Origin of the sequence: Formivibrio citricus (assembly GCF_900115065.1) — a bacterium.
GTDB lineage: Bacteria > Pseudomonadota > Gammaproteobacteria > Burkholderiales > Chitinibacteraceae > Formivibrio > Formivibrio citricus.
Window position 1 is genome coordinate 1 of sequence record NZ_FOVE01000015.1, and the last position, 16,634, is coordinate 16,634.

Here is a 16,634-nt window from a genome sequence, read left to right on the forward strand (position 1 = left end):
GCTGCATGACCAACATCGGCCACTTCCGCGCTGCTGGAAAGGTCCTCGCCGGCAAGACCGACATCCCGACTCGGCTGTGGATCGCCCCGCCGACCAAGATGGACGCCATGATTCTCGCCGAAGAAGGCTACTACGCCGTACTCGGCAGCAGCGGCGCGCGCATGGAACCGCCGGGTTGCTCGCTGTGCATGGGCAACCAGGCGCAGATCAGGAAGGGGAGCACCGCGATCTCCACCTCGACACGCAACTTCCCGAACCGCCTGGGGCTGGAAACACAAGTGTTCCTGGGCTCGGCCGAACTGTCGGCGGTGTGTGCGCTGCTGGGCAAAATCCCGACCCCGGCCGAGTACATGGAGCGGGTCAGCGCCGTGAACGAGAAGGCCGCCGAGGTGTACCGCTACATGAACTTCGACCGGATTGCGGAGTTCAGCGAGGTGGCGGCGACGGTTTCGGTTTGAGGCTGGGACATGCGTGAAACAAAGCCCCCGGAAAATCCGGGGGTGTAAGCCTGTTTCCAGTGGCTTATTGGAGAGCGGCTGGTTTGGCTATCGCACGGTTCAGGATATCGAACGCGGGCAAAGCGAGGGCACGGTGAAGACCATGAACCAGATACTGGGAATTATCGGGCTGCGCCTTGGTGTCGTACCAAAACGCATCCCGAACCAGTCGGATAAAGAACCTGCCGACAATCCGTCATCCGCCAAAGGCCATTCTTGACCCGGTCATTAAACAGTCATGGGCCGCTTGGTGGTTGCAGGTTCTGCGCGAGCGCAAAGCCTATCGCAATGGCTACCGGGATTGATGCTGCACACTCGGCTGAGGTGCTGCATTTCGGCCAAAGCAGTCAGCTATATTCATGCGCAAAAATGGCGGATGTTCGTCTAGAAGCCGACATTGAGCTTCAGTCCATCACTCAGCAGTTCAACCGTGCCTGAGCATCAATTCCGAACGCCGAAACCGCAAAGTCTATGAAACTACGCAGTTTCGGTGTCATGCGCCGGTCGGGCGCGTAAAGGATATGGAAGGGGCGGGAAGGGACGGGGTATTCAGGCAGTACCTCGACCAGCCTGCCCGCAGCCAGATCATCTCTGACCAATTCACAGGGTTGTATCAACACCCCCATGCCTGCTCGTGCGGCCATCAGCAAAGCCTCTCCGCTATCGACCATCAACCTGCCGGAAACCGGCACAGTCATTTCGCCTTCCGGCCCTTCGAACGTCCAGCGAGTGCGCAACTCGGTATACGAAAATCCCAAGCATTCGTGCTGCGCCAGGTCGTTTGGATGCGTAATGGGCGGATGGCTTGCCAGATAGGATGGCGCTGCACACAGTCGCAGGCGATATGGCGCCAGCGCTCGGGCTATGAGTCCACTATCCGATAACTCCCCAACCCGGAAGGCGACATCGAAACCTTCGTCGACCAAGTCGACCAACCGATTAGATAGCGACATATCGACCGATACCTCCGGATAGGCCGCCATGTATTCAGGCAAGCGCTTCGACAAGGCATGAATGCCGAACGAGACCGGGGTGTTGATACGCAGCCGGCCCCGAGGCGTGCCGCCACTGATGGCGGCCATGCCTTCGGCTGCCTCGACTTCGGCAAGGATGATTTTTACGCGTTCGTAGAAGGCAAAGCCGGCCTCCGTCAGGTGGTGTCGTCGTGTGGTGCGGTTGATGAGACGCACCCCTAAGTGTTGCTCCAGCGTCTGGACGTGCTTGCCAACCAACTGCGAAGACATCCGCAAAACATCGCCTGCCGCCGAGAACGAACCCAACTCCACAGCCTTGGCGAAGACGCTCATGCTCAACAATCTATCCATTGCAAATATTCCGTTTCAAGTGATGGTCTATTTTCGCCATTTATCCGAATTGGTTTCAAGTTTTAAAGTAAGCGTACTCACAAACCAAACAGGAGAACACCATGAAAGTTGCAATCATCGGAACGGGCAATATGGGTGCAGGGCTGGCCGCAACGCTGGCCGGTGCGGGGCATGAAATCTGCATCGGCGCACGCGATCTGGTCAAGGCCGCTGCGTTGGCCGAAAAAATCGGTCGCGGCGCAATCGGGGGCGGGATTGCCGCCGCCGCCAAGCTGGCCGACGTTGTGATTCTGGCGCTGCCGTTCGGCGCGTCGGCAGAAGCCATCGAGCAAGCAGAAGACTTGACTGGCAAGGTGCTCGTCGACATTTCCAACCCCATCAGTCCGGACTACAAGGAACTCGTCATTGGCCACACCACTTCGGCCGCTGAGGAAATCCAGAAACTGGCCCCGCAAGCTCACGTGGTGAAAGCCTTCAACACGATTTTCGCCCAGTTGCTGGCGCCCGAGTCCCGTCAGGGCAAGACTCTGCAGGTTTTTGTGGCCAGTGACGATGCCGCAGCCAAAGCGTCTGTGAGTGAACTGGCAAAGTCCGCTGGTTTTGAGGCAGTCGATGCCGGCCCGCTCTCCAATAGCCGTTTTATCGAGCCTATCGGTGAGATGAACATTCACTTCGGCTATTTCCTCGGCAAGGGCCCGACCGTGGCTCCGGCTTGGGTTCAGGCATAAGTCGTTGGCTCCAAAGAAGTGGCTCGCTGCGAGCAGGCCACTTCCTCATCAAGGATGATCATGAAAACCTGCATCCGCACCGTGTTGTATTCATTGACGTTGTTCGTTTCCTCCGGCGTTGCCTGGGCAGCCCCTGCCATTGAAATACTGGGCAAGGACTACGCCTTTCCCAACAAGCTGGAAGGCCTGCCGGCCAGGCTGTCGGATTTCAAAGAGCTGCAGATCAACAGCTTCACCACCAGTGACGGTGTGAAGCTCAGTTATTGGGAAGCTGGCGCGGGCCAGCCACTGGTATTCATTCCTGGCTGGTCGGCCAATGGCGCCGAGTACATCAACGTGATGTACCTGCTCAGCAAGCATTACCACGTCTATGTGCTGGACCCCCGTAATCAGGGTCTGTCACAGCATGTCGATCACGGTAACCGCATCGCCCGTTTCTCTGCCGATCTCAAGGAATTTTCCGAGCATCTTGGACTGAAGTCGGCTGATTACGTGGGCTGGTCGATGGGCGCTGCTGTGCTGTGGGGCTATATAGATCTCTTCGGGACAAAAAGCATCCGCAAGGCCGTGTTCGTCGATGAGCCGGTGTCGATCTATTCGCACGCCAACTGGTCGGAGCAGGAGCGGCGCGAAGCGGGTGGCATGACGTCCTCGGCAGAGCGCATGGTCGCGGCATTTACCGAGGGCGTTCCGACGAACAGCTTGATTCTCGACATGAAGGTGGTTGAACGAGCGATGGCGAAAGATTCGCCGTACTACGTGAATTCGGAAGCCTTTGCCAATGCGTTTATAAAAACCGATCCGCAATACACCGCCAAAGTACTGTTCGACCACATCAGCAATGACTGGCGCGACGTGATTCGCCACAAAATCAATGTCCCCACCGCGATTTTCTCCGGCGAATACAGCAACAACCTGCCCAGCCAGCGCTGGATGGCTTCAGTCATCCCGAATGCAAGGCTGTATGCCTACAGCAAGGCCGAGCAGGGAGATCACTTCCTCATGTTCAAGAACCCGTTCAAGTTCGCGGCTGACCTGCGGGATTTTCTCGAACATTGATTTATCCATCTGAAGCCTGATGCAACAGCCCCCCTATTTTTCTAAGCAAGGAGATAAACATGCCCGTCGTACGCGTTACCTGGTTTGAAGGAAAAGACACCCCAACCAAGCAAGCGGTCGCCGCCGAAATTACCGAAAGCATCGTGCGCAATACCGGCACCGACCCGAAATACATCTATGTCATTTTCGAAGACGTAGCCCCATCGGATTGGGCAGGGGAAGGCAAGTTGTTTGGTGGTTAATGCCCGATATTTCGGGTGGATACCAAGCCGCTGAATAACTGTTCTGATTCACGAACCCGGCAGCCTGCACAAGGCTGCCGCTTGGAATAAGCATCATGACCACCACGATATTTGCAACCGTCGAAGCCAAATCAGAAGCCATCCAGCATGTGGAAGCGGCGCTGCGCGGGATGATCCAGCCAACGCGCAATGAGCCCGGTTGCGTTCGCTATGAGTTGTTCGCTTCGGAAGAAGCCCCAGGAACGTTCCACCTGTTGGAAACGTATGCCGATGACGATGCACTTAACCGTCATCACCAATCGCCGCACTTCGCCGAGCTGCTGGCGAGCCTTGCCAACAAACTTGCGCGAGACATTCAAATTTCGCGTTTCGTCTCAATTCTTGCTGAGTAAAACATCCGGTTAAACCAAACCAGCCACTCCAAGGAATCAACATGAATTCAATTCGATTTGCCTGCGCCTCCATTTTAATCGCCGCCACCCTGACTCCGTCCCTGGCCCATGCCAAGGATAGCGACGATGCCCAAGCGATCCGTCAGGTTCTTGCTCAATATGAACACGCGATTAACACTGCGGATACCAACACCATTGCCCAACTGTACACGGCGGATGGCGTTCAGATGGCCCCGGATGCACCTGCTGCAGTTGGTCGTGACTCTGTTGCTGCCGCTTACGTCGGCACATTCAAGGCGATTTCGCTCAATCTGAAGTTCACGGTCGATGAGATCAAAGTGCTGAGCAAGACCTCTGCGCTTTTGCGCAGCCACTCCATGGGCACGCTCAAGATCAATGGCACCGATCAACCCGCCGGCCCGGCTGCTTTCAAGGAACTCTTCATCCTGAACAAGCAGGCAAATGGTCAGTGGAAATTCTCGCACTACAGTTTTTCAACAGCTCCGCTTGCAAAGCGGTAACCCTGGAAGAGCATCATGAAGAAGCTAATATCTGCATTCATTGTTACATTGCTGATGGCGGGCACGGTCTCGGCTGAGACAATCAAATGGGAAGGGCGCGAGTTTTACGCAAAAAACGTTCATGCCTCTATTGTGAAATTGAATGGCGAGGAAGTACTCAAGGTTGAACGAAACCTCAAGGTTTTTCCATTCGATATCAATCGATTGAGCGAAACGGTAGATGAGCCTACCTATGTAAAGCTGAAAGATTTCGAATTCTCGGACGGAATTTTCGAGGTCAAAGTACTGGCTCGCGTACAACAACCAACGCCTTTCCCCGCATCGCAAGGGTTTATCGGCATACATTACAGGGTAAATGCGGACGATTCGGCCTTCGAATCCATTTACCTGCGCCCCAACGTCGGCCGTGCTGATAATCAAGCGTCCAGAAACCATGCCGTGCAGTATTTTGCCTATCCAGGTTATAAATTTGATCGGTTGCGCAAAGAGAGCAACGGTTTATATGAAACCTATGCGGATATTGGTCTGGATGAGTGGATTACCATGCGCATCCATGTAAAGGGCGAACGGGCTGAGCTGTACCTGAATAATGCAAAATATCCCTCGTTCATCGTTAACAAGATGAAAGGCACGTCGGCATCAGGCGGTATTGGCTTGTTTGTCGATATCGGCACGGAAGGCTATTTCAAGGACTTCAAGATTATCTCCTCCATGCATCCAAAGCTGAAAGGCGGGGCTTAGGAGTTGCTCAGTCATCGCAAATGACCCCGCGCCCCCATTCGCGTTGCCGCGCGCAGGGGCGCGGATATGCATTTTGGTATCCATGCAATCCTGTGCTGATTGACAGCTCTCCTGCCGATTACTCATTTGAACAAACACAGCAAGGGATGTGAATTCAGTTAATTTGATCAACCGGTGATTGAAGATTAATGCGCGATATCTGGAACCCTTGGCATGGCTGCCGAAAGATAAGCGAGGGGTGCAAGTACTGCTACATGTATGCGTTGGATGCGATGCGTGGCCGGCATGGTTCGGAAATCTATCGCACCAAAGATGGCTTTTCGTATCCCTTGCACCGGGATCGTCATGGCAACTACAAAATCAAAAGTGGCGAACAGATCCGCGTCTGCATGACATCAGATTTCTTCCTTGAGGAGGCGGATACGTGGCGCGATGAAGCCTGGTCCATCATTCGCATCCGGCGCGACGTGAAATTCTTTCTGTTGACCAAGCGCCCCCATCGAGTTGCTGCGTGCCTGCCTGCGGACTGGGGGGATGGCTGGGATAACGTCTTTTTCAATGTATCCTGCGAAAACCAGCAGCGAGCGGACGAACGGATTCCTTTTCTGCTTGATCTGCCATTCAAGCACAAGGGGATCATGACCGCGCCATTGATTGGGGCGATTGATCTTATCCCATATCTGCAATCCGGCCAGATCGAGCAAGTCATTGCTGGTGGTGAAAACTACGGTGGCATGCGGCCTTGCCATTTTGACTGGATTCTCGCTCTACGCATGGCTTGCAAACGGCACGGTGTGACGTTCTGCTTTATCGAAACGGGGGCCTATTTCGTCAAGGATGGAAAAAATTACCACTTGAAACAGAAGCAGCTCCAGAGTGAAATGGCTTGGAAATCCGGTGTCAGTTACCAAGGCCGACCCCAGCAGTTCAGATTAGTGGATGCCTTGGGTTTTGAGCTAACTGAGAAAGATTTACACCAACCAAGTTACCGCGAACACTGCGCATATTGTGGAAGCCGACCCATCTGTAATGGATGCAGTGCTTGTGGCCAATGCATAACGCTCTAAGCCCTGTCTCGCAGGTTCTACAAATATCAGCCCCCAATTCCCCATGAAGAATTCTCAGCCTCACCCTGTTCTAATGCTTGTCAGCCGCCAAGCCAAACTGGGCCATGAAGCCCGGTTCGAATGCTTGATGGCTGAATTCCTGGCCAAGGCAGATGCCTATCCCGGTTGCCTCGGCACCCAGTTAGTCCATCCTGGCGATGAAGAAGATGTCGACGACAAGCTCTATCACGCCTTGATCGCCTTTGAAAACGAAGCCTGCCGCCAAGCATGGCAAAGCTCACCTGAACGGGCGGCTAGCTTACTTGAAATTTCACCGTACATTGAAGGCAAAGCTTTCGTTCGTGGCATATCTGGTTTGGCGCACTGGTTCCTGCCGACACAATTGGCCAAGGCCGAACAGCCTCCCCGCTGGAAAGTGGCGATTGCGACATGGTTGGGGATATTCCCAACGGTTTACCTGTTGTTCGTTCTGCTGGGAGAACTACTTGCCCCATGGCCGTTGATTGGGCGTATTTTTCTGCTCACCATCCTCGTAGTCGCCATTATGACTTGGGGCGTCGCTCCGCGACTGACGCGACTTCTGAAACCTTGGTTGTACCCAAGTGAGTCGAACAAATAGTCCCACTGCGTTGCTTCGCTTCGATCGCCCAATTTGGTGCGGAATGGTCGTCCAGTTTCGGAGGATTATGCACATGGCAGCGCTGGCTGAGGATTTGCCTGCAGACCGTTATCATTAACGATCTCCGTTGTTGTATTTTGATTACCTACCATTAAACAAGTGTCAGTTCGAGGCGCTTGATGAGTATTGTGCTGCCCTGTGCATGTGAAGAACACGGCTGTTCGGGGCTCGCAGCCGGCTAACGACAGCAAATTGCACGACAGCAGCCATAGGAAGACTCCACCGTCAACGGCAGCAAAGGCCGAGAACCTGCCGCCAGTCCTAAACAACAAAAAGCCCACGGCATGCCGTGGGCTTCTTTGCGAACAAGGGCTTGCGTCGTGCCGGGATTACCAGTTCGTTTCGCGCTCCGGCGTGGCGGTGATCTGGTGGATCGAGAGGTCGGCGCCGTTGAATTCCTGTTCTTCGTCCAGGCGGATGCCGACGGTTTTCTTCAGGATGCCATAAACCGCGAAGCCGCCAGCCAGCGCGATGCCGACGCCCATCAGCGTGCCGACCAGTTGCGCGGTGAAGGTTACGCCGCCGATGCCGCCCAGCGCGGGCAGGCCGAAGATGCCGGCAGCGATGCCGCCCCAGGCACCGCACAGGCCGTGCAGCGGCCATACGCCGAGCACGTCGTCGATCTTCCAGCGGTTCTGCGTGATGGTGAACATCCAGACGAACAGGGCGCCAGCCACGCCGCCGACGACCAGTGCGCCAAGCGGGTGCATGATGTCCGAGCCGGCGCAAACGGCGACCAGGCCGGCCAGCGGGCCGTTGTGGATGAAGCCGGGGTCGTTCTTGCCGAGCTTCATGGCGACCAGCGTGCCGCCGACCATGGCCATCAGCGAATTCATCGCGACGAGGCCGGAAATGGCTTCGGTCTTCTGTGCGCTCATGACGTTGAAGCCGAACCAGCCGACGATCAGGATCCAGGCGCCCAGCGCCAGGAACGGGATGGATGACGGCGGGTGGGCGGCAACCGCGCCGTTTTTGCTGTAACGGCCGCGGCGCGCACCAAGAAGGAGCACGGCTGCCAGACCGATCCAGCCGCCGACGGCGTGCACGACGACCGAGCCGGCGAAATCATGGAATTCAGCGCCCAGCGCGGACTGGAACCAGGCCTGGATGCCATAGTTCTTGTTCCACATGATGCCTTCAAAGAAGGGATAGACCAGCGCAACCAGCAGGAAGGTGGCGATCGATTGCGGGTGGAACCTGGCGCGTTCGGCAATGCCGCCGGAAATGATGGCCGGGATCGCTGCGGCGAAAGTCAGCAGGAAGAAGAACTTGACCAGCTCGTAGCCACTCTTCTGGGCCAGTTCGGTTGCCGGGCCAAAAAAGTGCACGCCGTAGGCGAGGTAGTAGCCGACGAAGAAGTAGGCGATGGCGGAAACGGCGAAGTCGGTCAGGATCTTGACCAGTGCGTTCACCTGATTCTTCTTGCGAACCGTGCCCAGTTCCAGAAAGGCAAAGCCTGCATGCATGGCCAGAATCATGATGGCGCCGAGCAGGATAAACAGCGTATCACTGGCGATTTTGAATTGCTCCACGGGGTTCTCCGTTGCTTTGGGTGTTGATGGTGCCTGAAAAACGACCACGCACCGAAAGCAAGCAATGTGCCATTTGTTTTATGTTGTTGATATTAATGGATTAATATTTTTGCCGCGCTTTGTTTTGAAGCGATGCGATTCCAATGTTGTGCCAACGAGTGTGTTTTGTGCATTGTTGCGGTGCTTGATGTGCATCGATTGCCCTTGAATGGTGCGCGCGCCCGGCGTGGCAGAATTTGCGTGACTGAGTATCGGGCATGTTCCAGAATGCATTGATTGATGAAACTCATTCCGTGGGGTGTTGGCGATGGTTGCAAATGACCGCTTGGCGGTGTTGTCTGCGATGCTGGAGCAGGGGGTGATCCCGGTTTTTTACGATCCCGATCCGGAAGTTTGCGTGAACGTGATCCAGGCCTGCGTCAACGCGGGGGCGCGTTGCGTTGAATTTGCCAATCGCGGCGATTTCGCACCGCAGGTTTTCCTGGATGTGCGCCGGCACTTTGCCGGGCATGCCGTGCAGCCGTTGCTGGGTGTGGGGTCGGTGATCGATGCGCCGACGGCGGCCATGTACATCGCCCATGGTGCGAAGTTCGTCGTCGGTCCGCTGCTGAATGCCGATGTCGCGCGGCTGTGCAACCGCCGCATGGTGGCCTATATCCCCGGTTGTGCAACGACGACGGAAATTGGCAATGCCCAGGAGTTGGGCTGCGAGATCGTCAAGCTCTTTCCCGGCGGCGCGGTCGGCGGGCCGGAGTATGTCAAAAGCATCATGGCGCCGATGCCATGGACACGCCTGATGCCGACGGGCGACGTGGAGCCGACCGAAGCATCGCTGCGCGACTGGTTCGAATCCGGTATTGCCGTTTGCGGGATCGGCAGCAAGCTGATTTCGCGGGAACTGGTTCTGGCCAGGGATTATCGCGGCATCGAAGAAAAAGTCGGCCAGGCGTTGCAGCTTGCCAGAAGAATTCGTATGGAGCTGGCTGAGCAGAAGCGCTCCTGATCGGGTTGGGACATGACGGCGATGCTGATCGATACCCACTGCCACCTGGATGCGCCCGAATTCGCCGCCGACCGTGCGGCGGTGGCCGAACGTGCGCGAGCAGCCGGGGTGGGCGCTATCGTGAACCCGTCGATTGCGGCGCGCACCTTTGCCGATACGGTGGCTGTGCGCGAAGCGTTTGGCTGCCTGCCGGCATTCGGGATGCATCCCATGTATCTGGCCGAGCATCGCGATGAACACCTCGACCTGCTGCGCGAAACGCTGGTGCGTCAACAGGCTGTGGCGGTGGGTGAAATCGGGCTGGATTTCTTCGTGCCGGGGCTGGATGCCGAGCGCCAGATTGCCTTGCTCGATGCGCAACTGCGGATTGCGCGCGAACTCGACCTGCCGGTGCTGCTGCACGTGCGCCGGGCGGTGGATGCGGTGCTGAAATGTCTGCGCCGGCAGCGCGTCCGGGGCGGAATTGCCCACGCCTTCAACGGCAGCGCCCAGCAGGCGCAAGCCTTCATCGATCTCGGCTTCAAGCTGGGGTTCGGCGGGGCGATGACTTACCCGCGCGCGCTCAACCTGCGGCGGCTGGCGGCGGATTTGCCGCTGGAATCCATCGTGCTGGAAACCGATGCCCCGGACATGCCGCCGGAGTGGCTCAACAGGGGGCGCAACGAACCCGCCGAATTGCCGCGCATCGCCCGTTTGCTGGCGGATTTGCGCGGTTTGCCTTTTGAGGAAGTGGTGGCGGCTACGACCGCCAATGCTTTGTCGGTACTGAACATTCACCAATCTGAAAATCTTGGGGGAACCTCAGAGGCGCCGAGCCTGAGTCTCCCTCCACTTCTTCGGCGCTAGCCAAGGGGAAAGGAAGGTCGTCTGCCATGGTTGCGATGGCACTGGTTCTGCAGTTTTGTAGCCCCGGATGGAGGCTGCAGGCCGGAATCCGGGATCAGTATTTGCGAGGGACGTTGCCCCGGATTCCGCTTCTCTGCTCCGGGCTACTCGCTGAGGCTCAGTAACCCTTCCCATTTCCGCGCGTAGGCCGGACAAGCGCGCAGGCGCCATCCGACGCATAAACCGCAATCGTCGGAAGGCGCTTTGCTTTTCCGATTTACTAGGTTCTGTTGACGTTGGTTACAAAACTGCGTTTGGGGTAGTTCGAGATGGATTTCAAGGCGCAAAGCGCGCCGCAATACGGGTATTGCAAGCGGTTTGCAACGCAGAAAGCCGCTCGAAATACCCCAAACCCGAAGGGCTGGGCCGGAAAAACGCCATTCACCGCGTTATGCGCCTTGAAAATAACCGGTTATTGTCTGCGTCGCATGCCTTGTGACTGGCATTTTCCCGACCCAGCGCAGATTTGTAACCAACGTCAACAGAACCTAGCCTTAGCCGCCCTTCGCGGATTACATCCGCTCCCGCATATCCTCGCCATGGCAGACGACTTTTTTATCCCCTCTGCCAGCGCCGAGGAAGCGGAGCGAGACCCGGGCTCGCGACCGACCGAGGGTAGCCCGGAGGGCCGCAAGGCGGGGTCGCTTTCTTTTGGTTTCTTTTCTTGGTGAAGCAAGAAAAGAAACTCGGCCGCCGGGGCGAGCTCCCGGCATCAAGCACGACGCGCCGCAGGTGCTTAAACACAACCAAGCCGCTCATGCTTCGACAAACTCGGCACGAACGGTTTGATTTGACTTGTGTGCATGCAAGCCTTGTGAGGGAGAGGGGGCAACGGCAGTGTGGTAGCCTGCTCCCGAATATTCACATTCAAAAGCTTTTGTTTTGCTGGGTGAAGGCGAGTAGACTGGACAGTCTAGTCTATTTGGTTTTTGCAATGAGCGCTGATACCGGTTCCCCTCCCAGTTGTCTTGATCGCCTGCTTGCCGCTGCGCTGGACGTGTTTCGCGAGTCCGGCTACCGGGGCAGCATCGATGCGGTTGCCAAGCGCGCCGGTGTGGCGCGGCAAACGATCTACAATCATTTCGAAAGCAAGGATGCCTTGTTTCTGGCCGCGCTGGACCAGGCTGTGGGCGAGGTCTTTGCCCCGCTGGAATCCGAAGAGGGCGATTGCTGCTCCCGCCTGATGCAGTTCTCCCTGCTGTTCCGCGAGCGGGTCTTGTCCCCCGAGGCAATCAACCTGCATCGCGTACTGGTGGCCGAAGCGCCGCGCTTCCCCGAGTTGGCGCAGGCGTTTTACCAGCGCGTCATCATCCATTCCAGGCAACGTCTGGCCAGGATGATCGAAGCGGGCATGCAGGAAGGCTATCTTCGCCAAGACGATCCCATGGAAGCTGCCTCCCTGTATATCGATATTCTGGCGGCACCCGAACACGAGAGTTTGCTGTTCATGTCCGGAACCATCGACTCCGCCGAAGAAGAGAAGAAAGTGCAGCGTGTCATGGAGCTGTTTGGCCGCCTCTACGTCAACCCCGATTTGCCGTGTGCGTTGAAAAGCGCCACCCAAGAACAAAAAAACTGAAAGGATTTGATCATGCCAAAAATCAAGATGGTGTCTTTGATTGTGTCTTCCGCCTTGTTACTGGCGGCATGCGGCAAGGGCGACAAGCAGGGGCCAGGAGGCATGCAGATGCCGCCTTCCGAAGTCAGCGTGGTGACGGTGAGCAAGGATCAGGCTCCGGTCACGTTCGATCTTTCCGGTCGCGTGGTAGCCGTGCGTGCAGCGGAAGTTCGGGCGCGCGTGGAAGGCATTCTGGAAAAACGCCTGTTTGCCGAAGGCGGCGAGGTCAAGGCCGGGCAGTCACTGTTCCGTATCGACCCGCGCACGCTGGAAGCGAATTTGGCCTCGGCCAAGGCGGCGCTCGCCAAGGCCGAAGCCAATGCGCTGATCGCGAGCCAGACCGTGGCCCGCTACCGGGTGCTCGCCAAGGAGCAGGGCGTGTCGAAGCAGGAACTCGATCAGGCCGAAGCGCAGTTCAAGCAGACCGAGGCTGAAGTTGCCGCGCAGAAAGCGGCTGTCACCAACGCCAGCATCAACCTCTCGCATGCCAGCGTGATCGCTCCGATCTCCGGGCGTATCGGCCGGGCACTGGTGACCGAAGGCGCGCTGGTGGGCAAGGGCGAAGCCACCCATCTGGCGACCATCGAACAGCTCGATCCGATCCATGTGAACTTCACGCAGTCGAGCGGCGAATTGCTGAACCTCAAGCAGATGCTCAAGGCCGGCCAACTCAAGAAGGCCGATAGCGTTCCGGTGGAGCTGACGCTGGAAAACGGCACCGCCTACCCGCAGCGCGGCAAGTTGCTGTTCTCCGAGCAGACTGTCGATCCGGCTACCGGCACGGTCACGCTGCGCGCCGAGTTCCCGAACCCGGACCGCCTGCTGTTGCCAGGCATGTTCGCGACGATCCGCGTGGCGCTGGGCAAGGTGGAAAACGCCGTGCGCGTGCCGCAACGCGCCGTGACGCTGTCGCCGCAGGGCGCTTCGGTGTACGTGGTCGACAAGGAAGGCAAGGTCGCGCCCGTTGCGGTCAAGACAGGCGGATTGTCCGGCAAGGATTGGCTGGTGACCGGCGGGCTGGAAGGCGGCGAGCAGGTCGTGGTCGAAGGCTTGCAGAAAGTGCGCCCCGGCGCCGTGGTCAAGCCGGTTCCGTTCAATGCATCGGCTGCAGCGGCTTCGGCGCCCGCAGCCTCTGCGCCTGCTGCTTCGGCCGCATCTGCCGCAGCGGCTTCCAAGCCGGCAGCCAAGTAAGGAGAAGCATCCATGTTGCCCCGTTTTTTCATTGATCGCCCGATTTTTGCCTGGGTGATCGCCATCATCATCGTGCTGTCCGGCCTGATGGCCTTGCGGCAGTTGCCGGTGGCCCAGTATCCGGAAGTCGCGCCGCCGGCGCTGACCATTTCCACCAGCTATCCGGGCGCCAGCGCCAGCGTGGTGGAAGACAGCGTGACCAAGCTGATCGAACAGGAGATGAACGGCATCGAACATCTCCAGTACATGAGCGCCAGCAGCGACAGCAGCGGCAACATGTCGATCACGCTGACTTTTGCGCCGGGTACCAACCTCGACATCGCCTCCGTGGAAGCACAGAACCGCGTCAAGCGTGTGGAAACCCGCCTGCCCGATACCGTGCGCAGTCAGGGCGTGCAGGTGGTGAAGTCGCGCAGCAACTACCTGATGTTCATCATGCTCAACTCGCCGGAAGGCAGCTTCAACAGCGTCGACCTGGGGGCCTATGCCAACGCCAGCGTGCTCGATGCGATCCGTCGCGTTCCGGGCGTGGGCGAAGCCAACGTATTTGGTACCGACTACGCCATGCGGGTCTGGTTGAAGCCGGAAAAGCTTGTCGGGTTCAACATGACCCCGGCCGAAGCCGTGGCGGCGATCCAGGCGCAGAACGTGCTGCTTTCGACCGGCGAACTCGGTCAGCAACCAGCCAAACCCGGGCAGGAAATCGCCGCGACCGTGGTATCGCGCGGGCGGCTCAATACGCCGGAAGAGTTCGGCAATATTGTGCTGCGCAACGGCGGCAACGGCGCGATGGTACGGCTGCGCGACGTGGCGCGCATCGAGCTGGGGGGGAACGACTATCTGGTTTCTGCCCGGTTGAACGGCAAGCAGGCCGCGGGTATCGGTATCAAGCTCTCGCCGGACGGCAACGCCGTCAATACCGCGACGGCGATCCGCGCCAAGATGCAGGAACTCTCGCAGTTCTTCCCCAAGGGCGTGGGCTACGAGATTCCCTACGATACGTCCAAGTTCGTGAAGGTATCGATTTCCGAGGTGCTGCAGACGCTGGCTGAAGCCATCGTGCTGGTGTTCCTGGTGATGTATCTCTTCATGGAAAACTTCCGCGCCACGCTGATCCCGACCATCGTGGTGCCGATTGCACTGGTCGGCTCGTTGCTGGGGCTGTACCTGCTGGGATACTCGATCAATGTGCTGACGCTGTTCGCGATGGTGCTGGCGATCGGGATTCTGGTCGACGATGCCATCGTGGTCGTGGAGAACGTCGAACGTATCATGTCGGAAGAAGGTCTGGCCCCGCGTGAGGCCACGCAGAAAGCCATGGTGCAGATCACCGGCGCGGTGATTGCGATCACGCTGGTGCTGACGGCCGTGTTCATCCCGATGGCGTTCTTCAGCGGCTCGGTCGGCGCGATCTATCGTCAGTTCTCGGTCACGCTGATTCTGTCGATGGCGTTCTCGGCCTTGATGGCGCTGACCCTCACCCCTGCCTTGTGCGCTACGCTGCTCAAGCCGGTAAAAAAGGGCGAGCTGCACCACCAGACAGGTTTCTTCGGCTGGTTCAACCGTTTCTTCGCCGCAACAACCCATCGCTATGGTGAAGGCGTGACGCGCATACTGCGCAAGACTTCGCTGGTGATGGCGCTGTTCGGCGTGTTGCTGGTATTGACTGCGGGCTTGTTCACCAAGCTGCCGACCTCGTTCCTGCCTTCCGAAGACCAAGGCTATTTCATCTCGGTGGCGCAATTGCCGGCCGGGGCCAGCCGCGAGCGCACGATCAAGGTGCTGGAGCAGATCGAAGGCTATTACATGGCGCAACCGGCGGTAGATCGGGTGATCAGTATTGCCGGCTTCAGCTTCTTCGGTCGCGGGCAGAACAACGCGCTGATCTTCGTTCCGCTCAAGGACTGGAAGGAGCGCAAGCAGGCTCCAGTCGATTCGGTCGTGGGCAAGGCGCTGGGCTTCCTGTTCAGCCTGAAGGAGGCGTTTGCCTTCGCCACCAACGTGCCGCCGATTCCGGAACTGGGTGCGATGGGCGGTTTTGACTTCCGCCTGGAAGATCGGGGCGGCGTGGGGCGCGAGGCGCTGATCAACGCCCGCAACATGATGCTGGGCATGGCCGGGCAGAACAAGGCGCTGGCAGGGGTTCGTCCGGAAGGCCAGGAACCCGGCCCGCAACTCTTCCTCGACGTGGATCGCGTCAAGGCCAGCCAGTTGGGAATCGGTTCGGCCGAACTCAACAGCACCCTGCAGATCGCGCTGGGCTCGTCGTATGCCAACGACTTCGTGCGCAATGGCCGCGTGCTGCGTGTCTGGGCGCAGGCCGAGCCGGAAAGTCGCGGCACCCCCGAGGACATCCTGCGTCTGCAGGTGCGCAACGGCAAGGGCCAGATGGTGCCGCTGTCCGAAATCGCCACGGCAAGCTGGGTGGTCGGCGCGCCTGCGCTTGATCGCTACAACGGCTTTGCTGCGATGAAGATTTCCGGCAACCCGGCCCCGGGCCACAGCTCGGGCGAGGCGATGCAGGCCATGGAGGAAATGGCATCCAAACTGCCGCCGGGCATCGGTTTCGAATGGTCGGGTACGTCGTTCGAAGAGCGCGTATCGGGCAGCCAGGCGCCGATGCTGTTCGGTCTGTCGATCCTCGTCGTGTTCCTGTGTCTTGCTGCGCTGTATGAAAGCTGGTCGATCCCGTTCGCGGTGCTCTTGGTCGTTCCGCTCGGCGTGCTCGGTTCCACGGTGGCGATGTGGCTGCGTTTCTTGCCCAACGACGTGTACTTCAAGGTTGGCTTGATTGCGATCATCGGGCTGTCGGCCAAGAACGCGATTCTGATCATCGAGTTCGCCCGCGAGTTGCAGCAGCAGGGGCATGACCTGATCGAAGCGACCATTGGCGCATGCCGCCTGCGTTTCCGCCCGATCCTGATGACCTCGATTGCCTTCATCGCCGGGGTGTTTCCGCTGGTGATCAGTTCCGGCGCCGGGGCGGCCAGCCGCCATGCGCTGGGTACCGGTGTGGTTGGCGGCATGCTGGCCGCGACGGTGCTGGCGGTGTTCTTCGTCCCGGTGTTCTTCGTCGTGGTGCGGCGCCTGTTCCCGGAAAAGAACATCACGCGCACCGAAGCCGAACCTGCCGATGACCACCGCTGAGCCATGG

At 58.3% G+C, this 16,634-nt stretch carries 17 protein-coding genes and 1 pseudogene; 16 read left to right on the top strand and 2 right to left on the bottom strand.

Annotation, left to right across the window (positions count from 1 at the left end; translation table 11 throughout):
- Together BMZ36_RS10145 and BMZ36_RS10150 are read left to right on the top strand one after the other, a co-directional pair.
- Window positions 1–458 (top strand): aconitase family protein (locus tag BMZ36_RS10145; RefSeq protein ID WP_245747885.1); only part of this gene is annotated, 458 nt, incomplete at its 5' end.
- A 13-nt stretch (window positions 459–471) separates the two neighbouring features.
- Window positions 472–717 (top strand): hypothetical protein, encoded by a 246-nt coding sequence (locus BMZ36_RS10150; RefSeq protein ID WP_143086031.1) that lies wholly within the window; start codon window positions 472–474, stop codon window positions 715–717.
- 196 nt (window positions 718–913) lie between these two features.
- Here BMZ36_RS10150 and BMZ36_RS10155 read toward each other — a convergent pair whose 3' ends face one another.
- Window positions 914–1,822 carry a LysR family transcriptional regulator gene (locus tag BMZ36_RS10155; protein ID WP_091195606.1) on the bottom strand — a complete coding sequence of 303 codons (909 nt, stop codon included), beginning with the start codon at window positions 1,820–1,822 and terminating at the stop codon, window positions 914–916.
- A 95-nt stretch (window positions 1,823–1,917) separates the two neighbouring features.
- Between BMZ36_RS10155 and BMZ36_RS10160 the strand changes: the two are divergent.
- The 8 genes and pseudogenes from BMZ36_RS10160 to BMZ36_RS10195 all read left to right on the top strand — a co-directional run.
- Window positions 1,918–2,550, top strand: a pseudogene (locus tag BMZ36_RS10160) (NADPH-dependent F420 reductase); the annotation flags it as partial.
- Between the two features lie 60 nt (window positions 2,551–2,610).
- Window positions 2,611–3,609, top strand: a complete 999-nt coding sequence (locus tag BMZ36_RS10165; RefSeq protein WP_091195896.1) for an alpha/beta fold hydrolase — start codon at window positions 2,611–2,613, stop codon at window positions 3,607–3,609.
- Window positions 3,610–3,668: 59 nt separating this feature from the next.
- Window positions 3,669–3,851 carry a tautomerase family protein gene (locus BMZ36_RS10170; RefSeq protein WP_091195610.1) on the top strand — a complete coding sequence of 61 codons (183 nt, stop codon included), beginning with the start codon at window positions 3,669–3,671 and terminating at the stop codon, window positions 3,849–3,851.
- 95 nt (window positions 3,852–3,946) lie between these two features.
- The gene (locus tag BMZ36_RS10175; RefSeq protein ID WP_091195612.1) at window positions 3,947–4,243 is read left to right on the top strand and encodes a putative quinol monooxygenase; all 297 of its coding nucleotides are present in this window, start codon (window positions 3,947–3,949) and stop codon (window positions 4,241–4,243) included.
- A gap of 41 nt (window positions 4,244–4,284) precedes the next feature.
- Window positions 4,285–4,764, top strand: a complete 480-nt coding sequence (locus BMZ36_RS10180) for a YybH family protein (protein ID WP_091195615.1) — start codon at window positions 4,285–4,287, stop codon at window positions 4,762–4,764.
- A gap of 15 nt (window positions 4,765–4,779) precedes the next feature.
- On the top strand, window positions 4,780–5,505 hold the full coding sequence (locus tag BMZ36_RS10185) for a 3-keto-alpha-glucoside-1,2-lyase-like domain-containing protein (RefSeq protein WP_218142699.1): 726 nt from the start codon (window positions 4,780–4,782) through the stop codon (window positions 5,503–5,505).
- A gap of 188 nt (window positions 5,506–5,693) precedes the next feature.
- Window positions 5,694–6,572: a DUF5131 family protein gene (locus BMZ36_RS10190; RefSeq protein WP_091195620.1), complete on the top strand. Its 879-nt coding sequence runs from the start codon at window positions 5,694–5,696 to the stop codon at window positions 6,570–6,572.
- Between the two features lie 73 nt (window positions 6,573–6,645).
- On the top strand, window positions 6,646–7,191 hold the full coding sequence (locus BMZ36_RS10195) for an antibiotic biosynthesis monooxygenase (RefSeq protein WP_091195622.1): 546 nt from the start codon (window positions 6,646–6,648) through the stop codon (window positions 7,189–7,191).
- Window positions 7,192–7,580: 389 nt separating this feature from the next.
- Here the strand turns inward: BMZ36_RS10195 and BMZ36_RS10200 are convergent, their stop codons facing one another.
- On the bottom strand, window positions 7,581–8,783 hold the full coding sequence (locus BMZ36_RS10200) for an ammonium transporter (RefSeq protein WP_091195623.1): 1,203 nt from the start codon (window positions 8,781–8,783) through the stop codon (window positions 7,581–7,583).
- Between the two features lie 307 nt (window positions 8,784–9,090).
- Between BMZ36_RS10200 and BMZ36_RS10205 the strand changes: the two genes are divergently transcribed.
- From BMZ36_RS10205 to BMZ36_RS10230, 6 genes are all read left to right on the top strand, one after another.
- Window positions 9,091–9,786 (top strand): bifunctional 4-hydroxy-2-oxoglutarate aldolase/2-dehydro-3-deoxy-phosphogluconate aldolase, encoded by a 696-nt coding sequence (locus BMZ36_RS10205; protein ID WP_091195626.1) that lies wholly within the window; start codon window positions 9,091–9,093, stop codon window positions 9,784–9,786.
- Between the two features lie 12 nt (window positions 9,787–9,798).
- Window positions 9,799–10,632: a TatD family hydrolase gene (locus BMZ36_RS10210; protein WP_308417371.1), complete on the top strand. Its 834-nt coding sequence runs from the start codon at window positions 9,799–9,801 to the stop codon at window positions 10,630–10,632.
- A 308-nt stretch (window positions 10,633–10,940) separates the two neighbouring features.
- On the top strand, window positions 10,941–11,342 hold the full coding sequence (locus BMZ36_RS10215; RefSeq protein WP_091195628.1) for a hypothetical protein: 402 nt from the start codon (window positions 10,941–10,943) through the stop codon (window positions 11,340–11,342).
- Window positions 11,343–11,605: 263 nt separating this feature from the next.
- Window positions 11,606–12,250 (top strand): TetR/AcrR family transcriptional regulator, encoded by a 645-nt coding sequence (locus tag BMZ36_RS10220; protein WP_177187851.1) that lies wholly within the window; start codon window positions 11,606–11,608, stop codon window positions 12,248–12,250.
- 12 nt (window positions 12,251–12,262) lie between these two features.
- Window positions 12,263–13,480, top strand: a complete 1,218-nt coding sequence (locus tag BMZ36_RS10225; RefSeq protein ID WP_091195637.1) for an efflux RND transporter periplasmic adaptor subunit — start codon at window positions 12,263–12,265, stop codon at window positions 13,478–13,480.
- A gap of 15 nt (window positions 13,481–13,495) precedes the next feature.
- Window positions 13,496–16,627, top strand: coding sequence for an efflux RND transporter permease subunit (locus BMZ36_RS10230; RefSeq protein ID WP_091195902.1), 3,132 nt, complete (start codon window positions 13,496–13,498; stop codon window positions 16,625–16,627).
- Window positions 16,628–16,634: the final 7 nt, after the last annotated feature.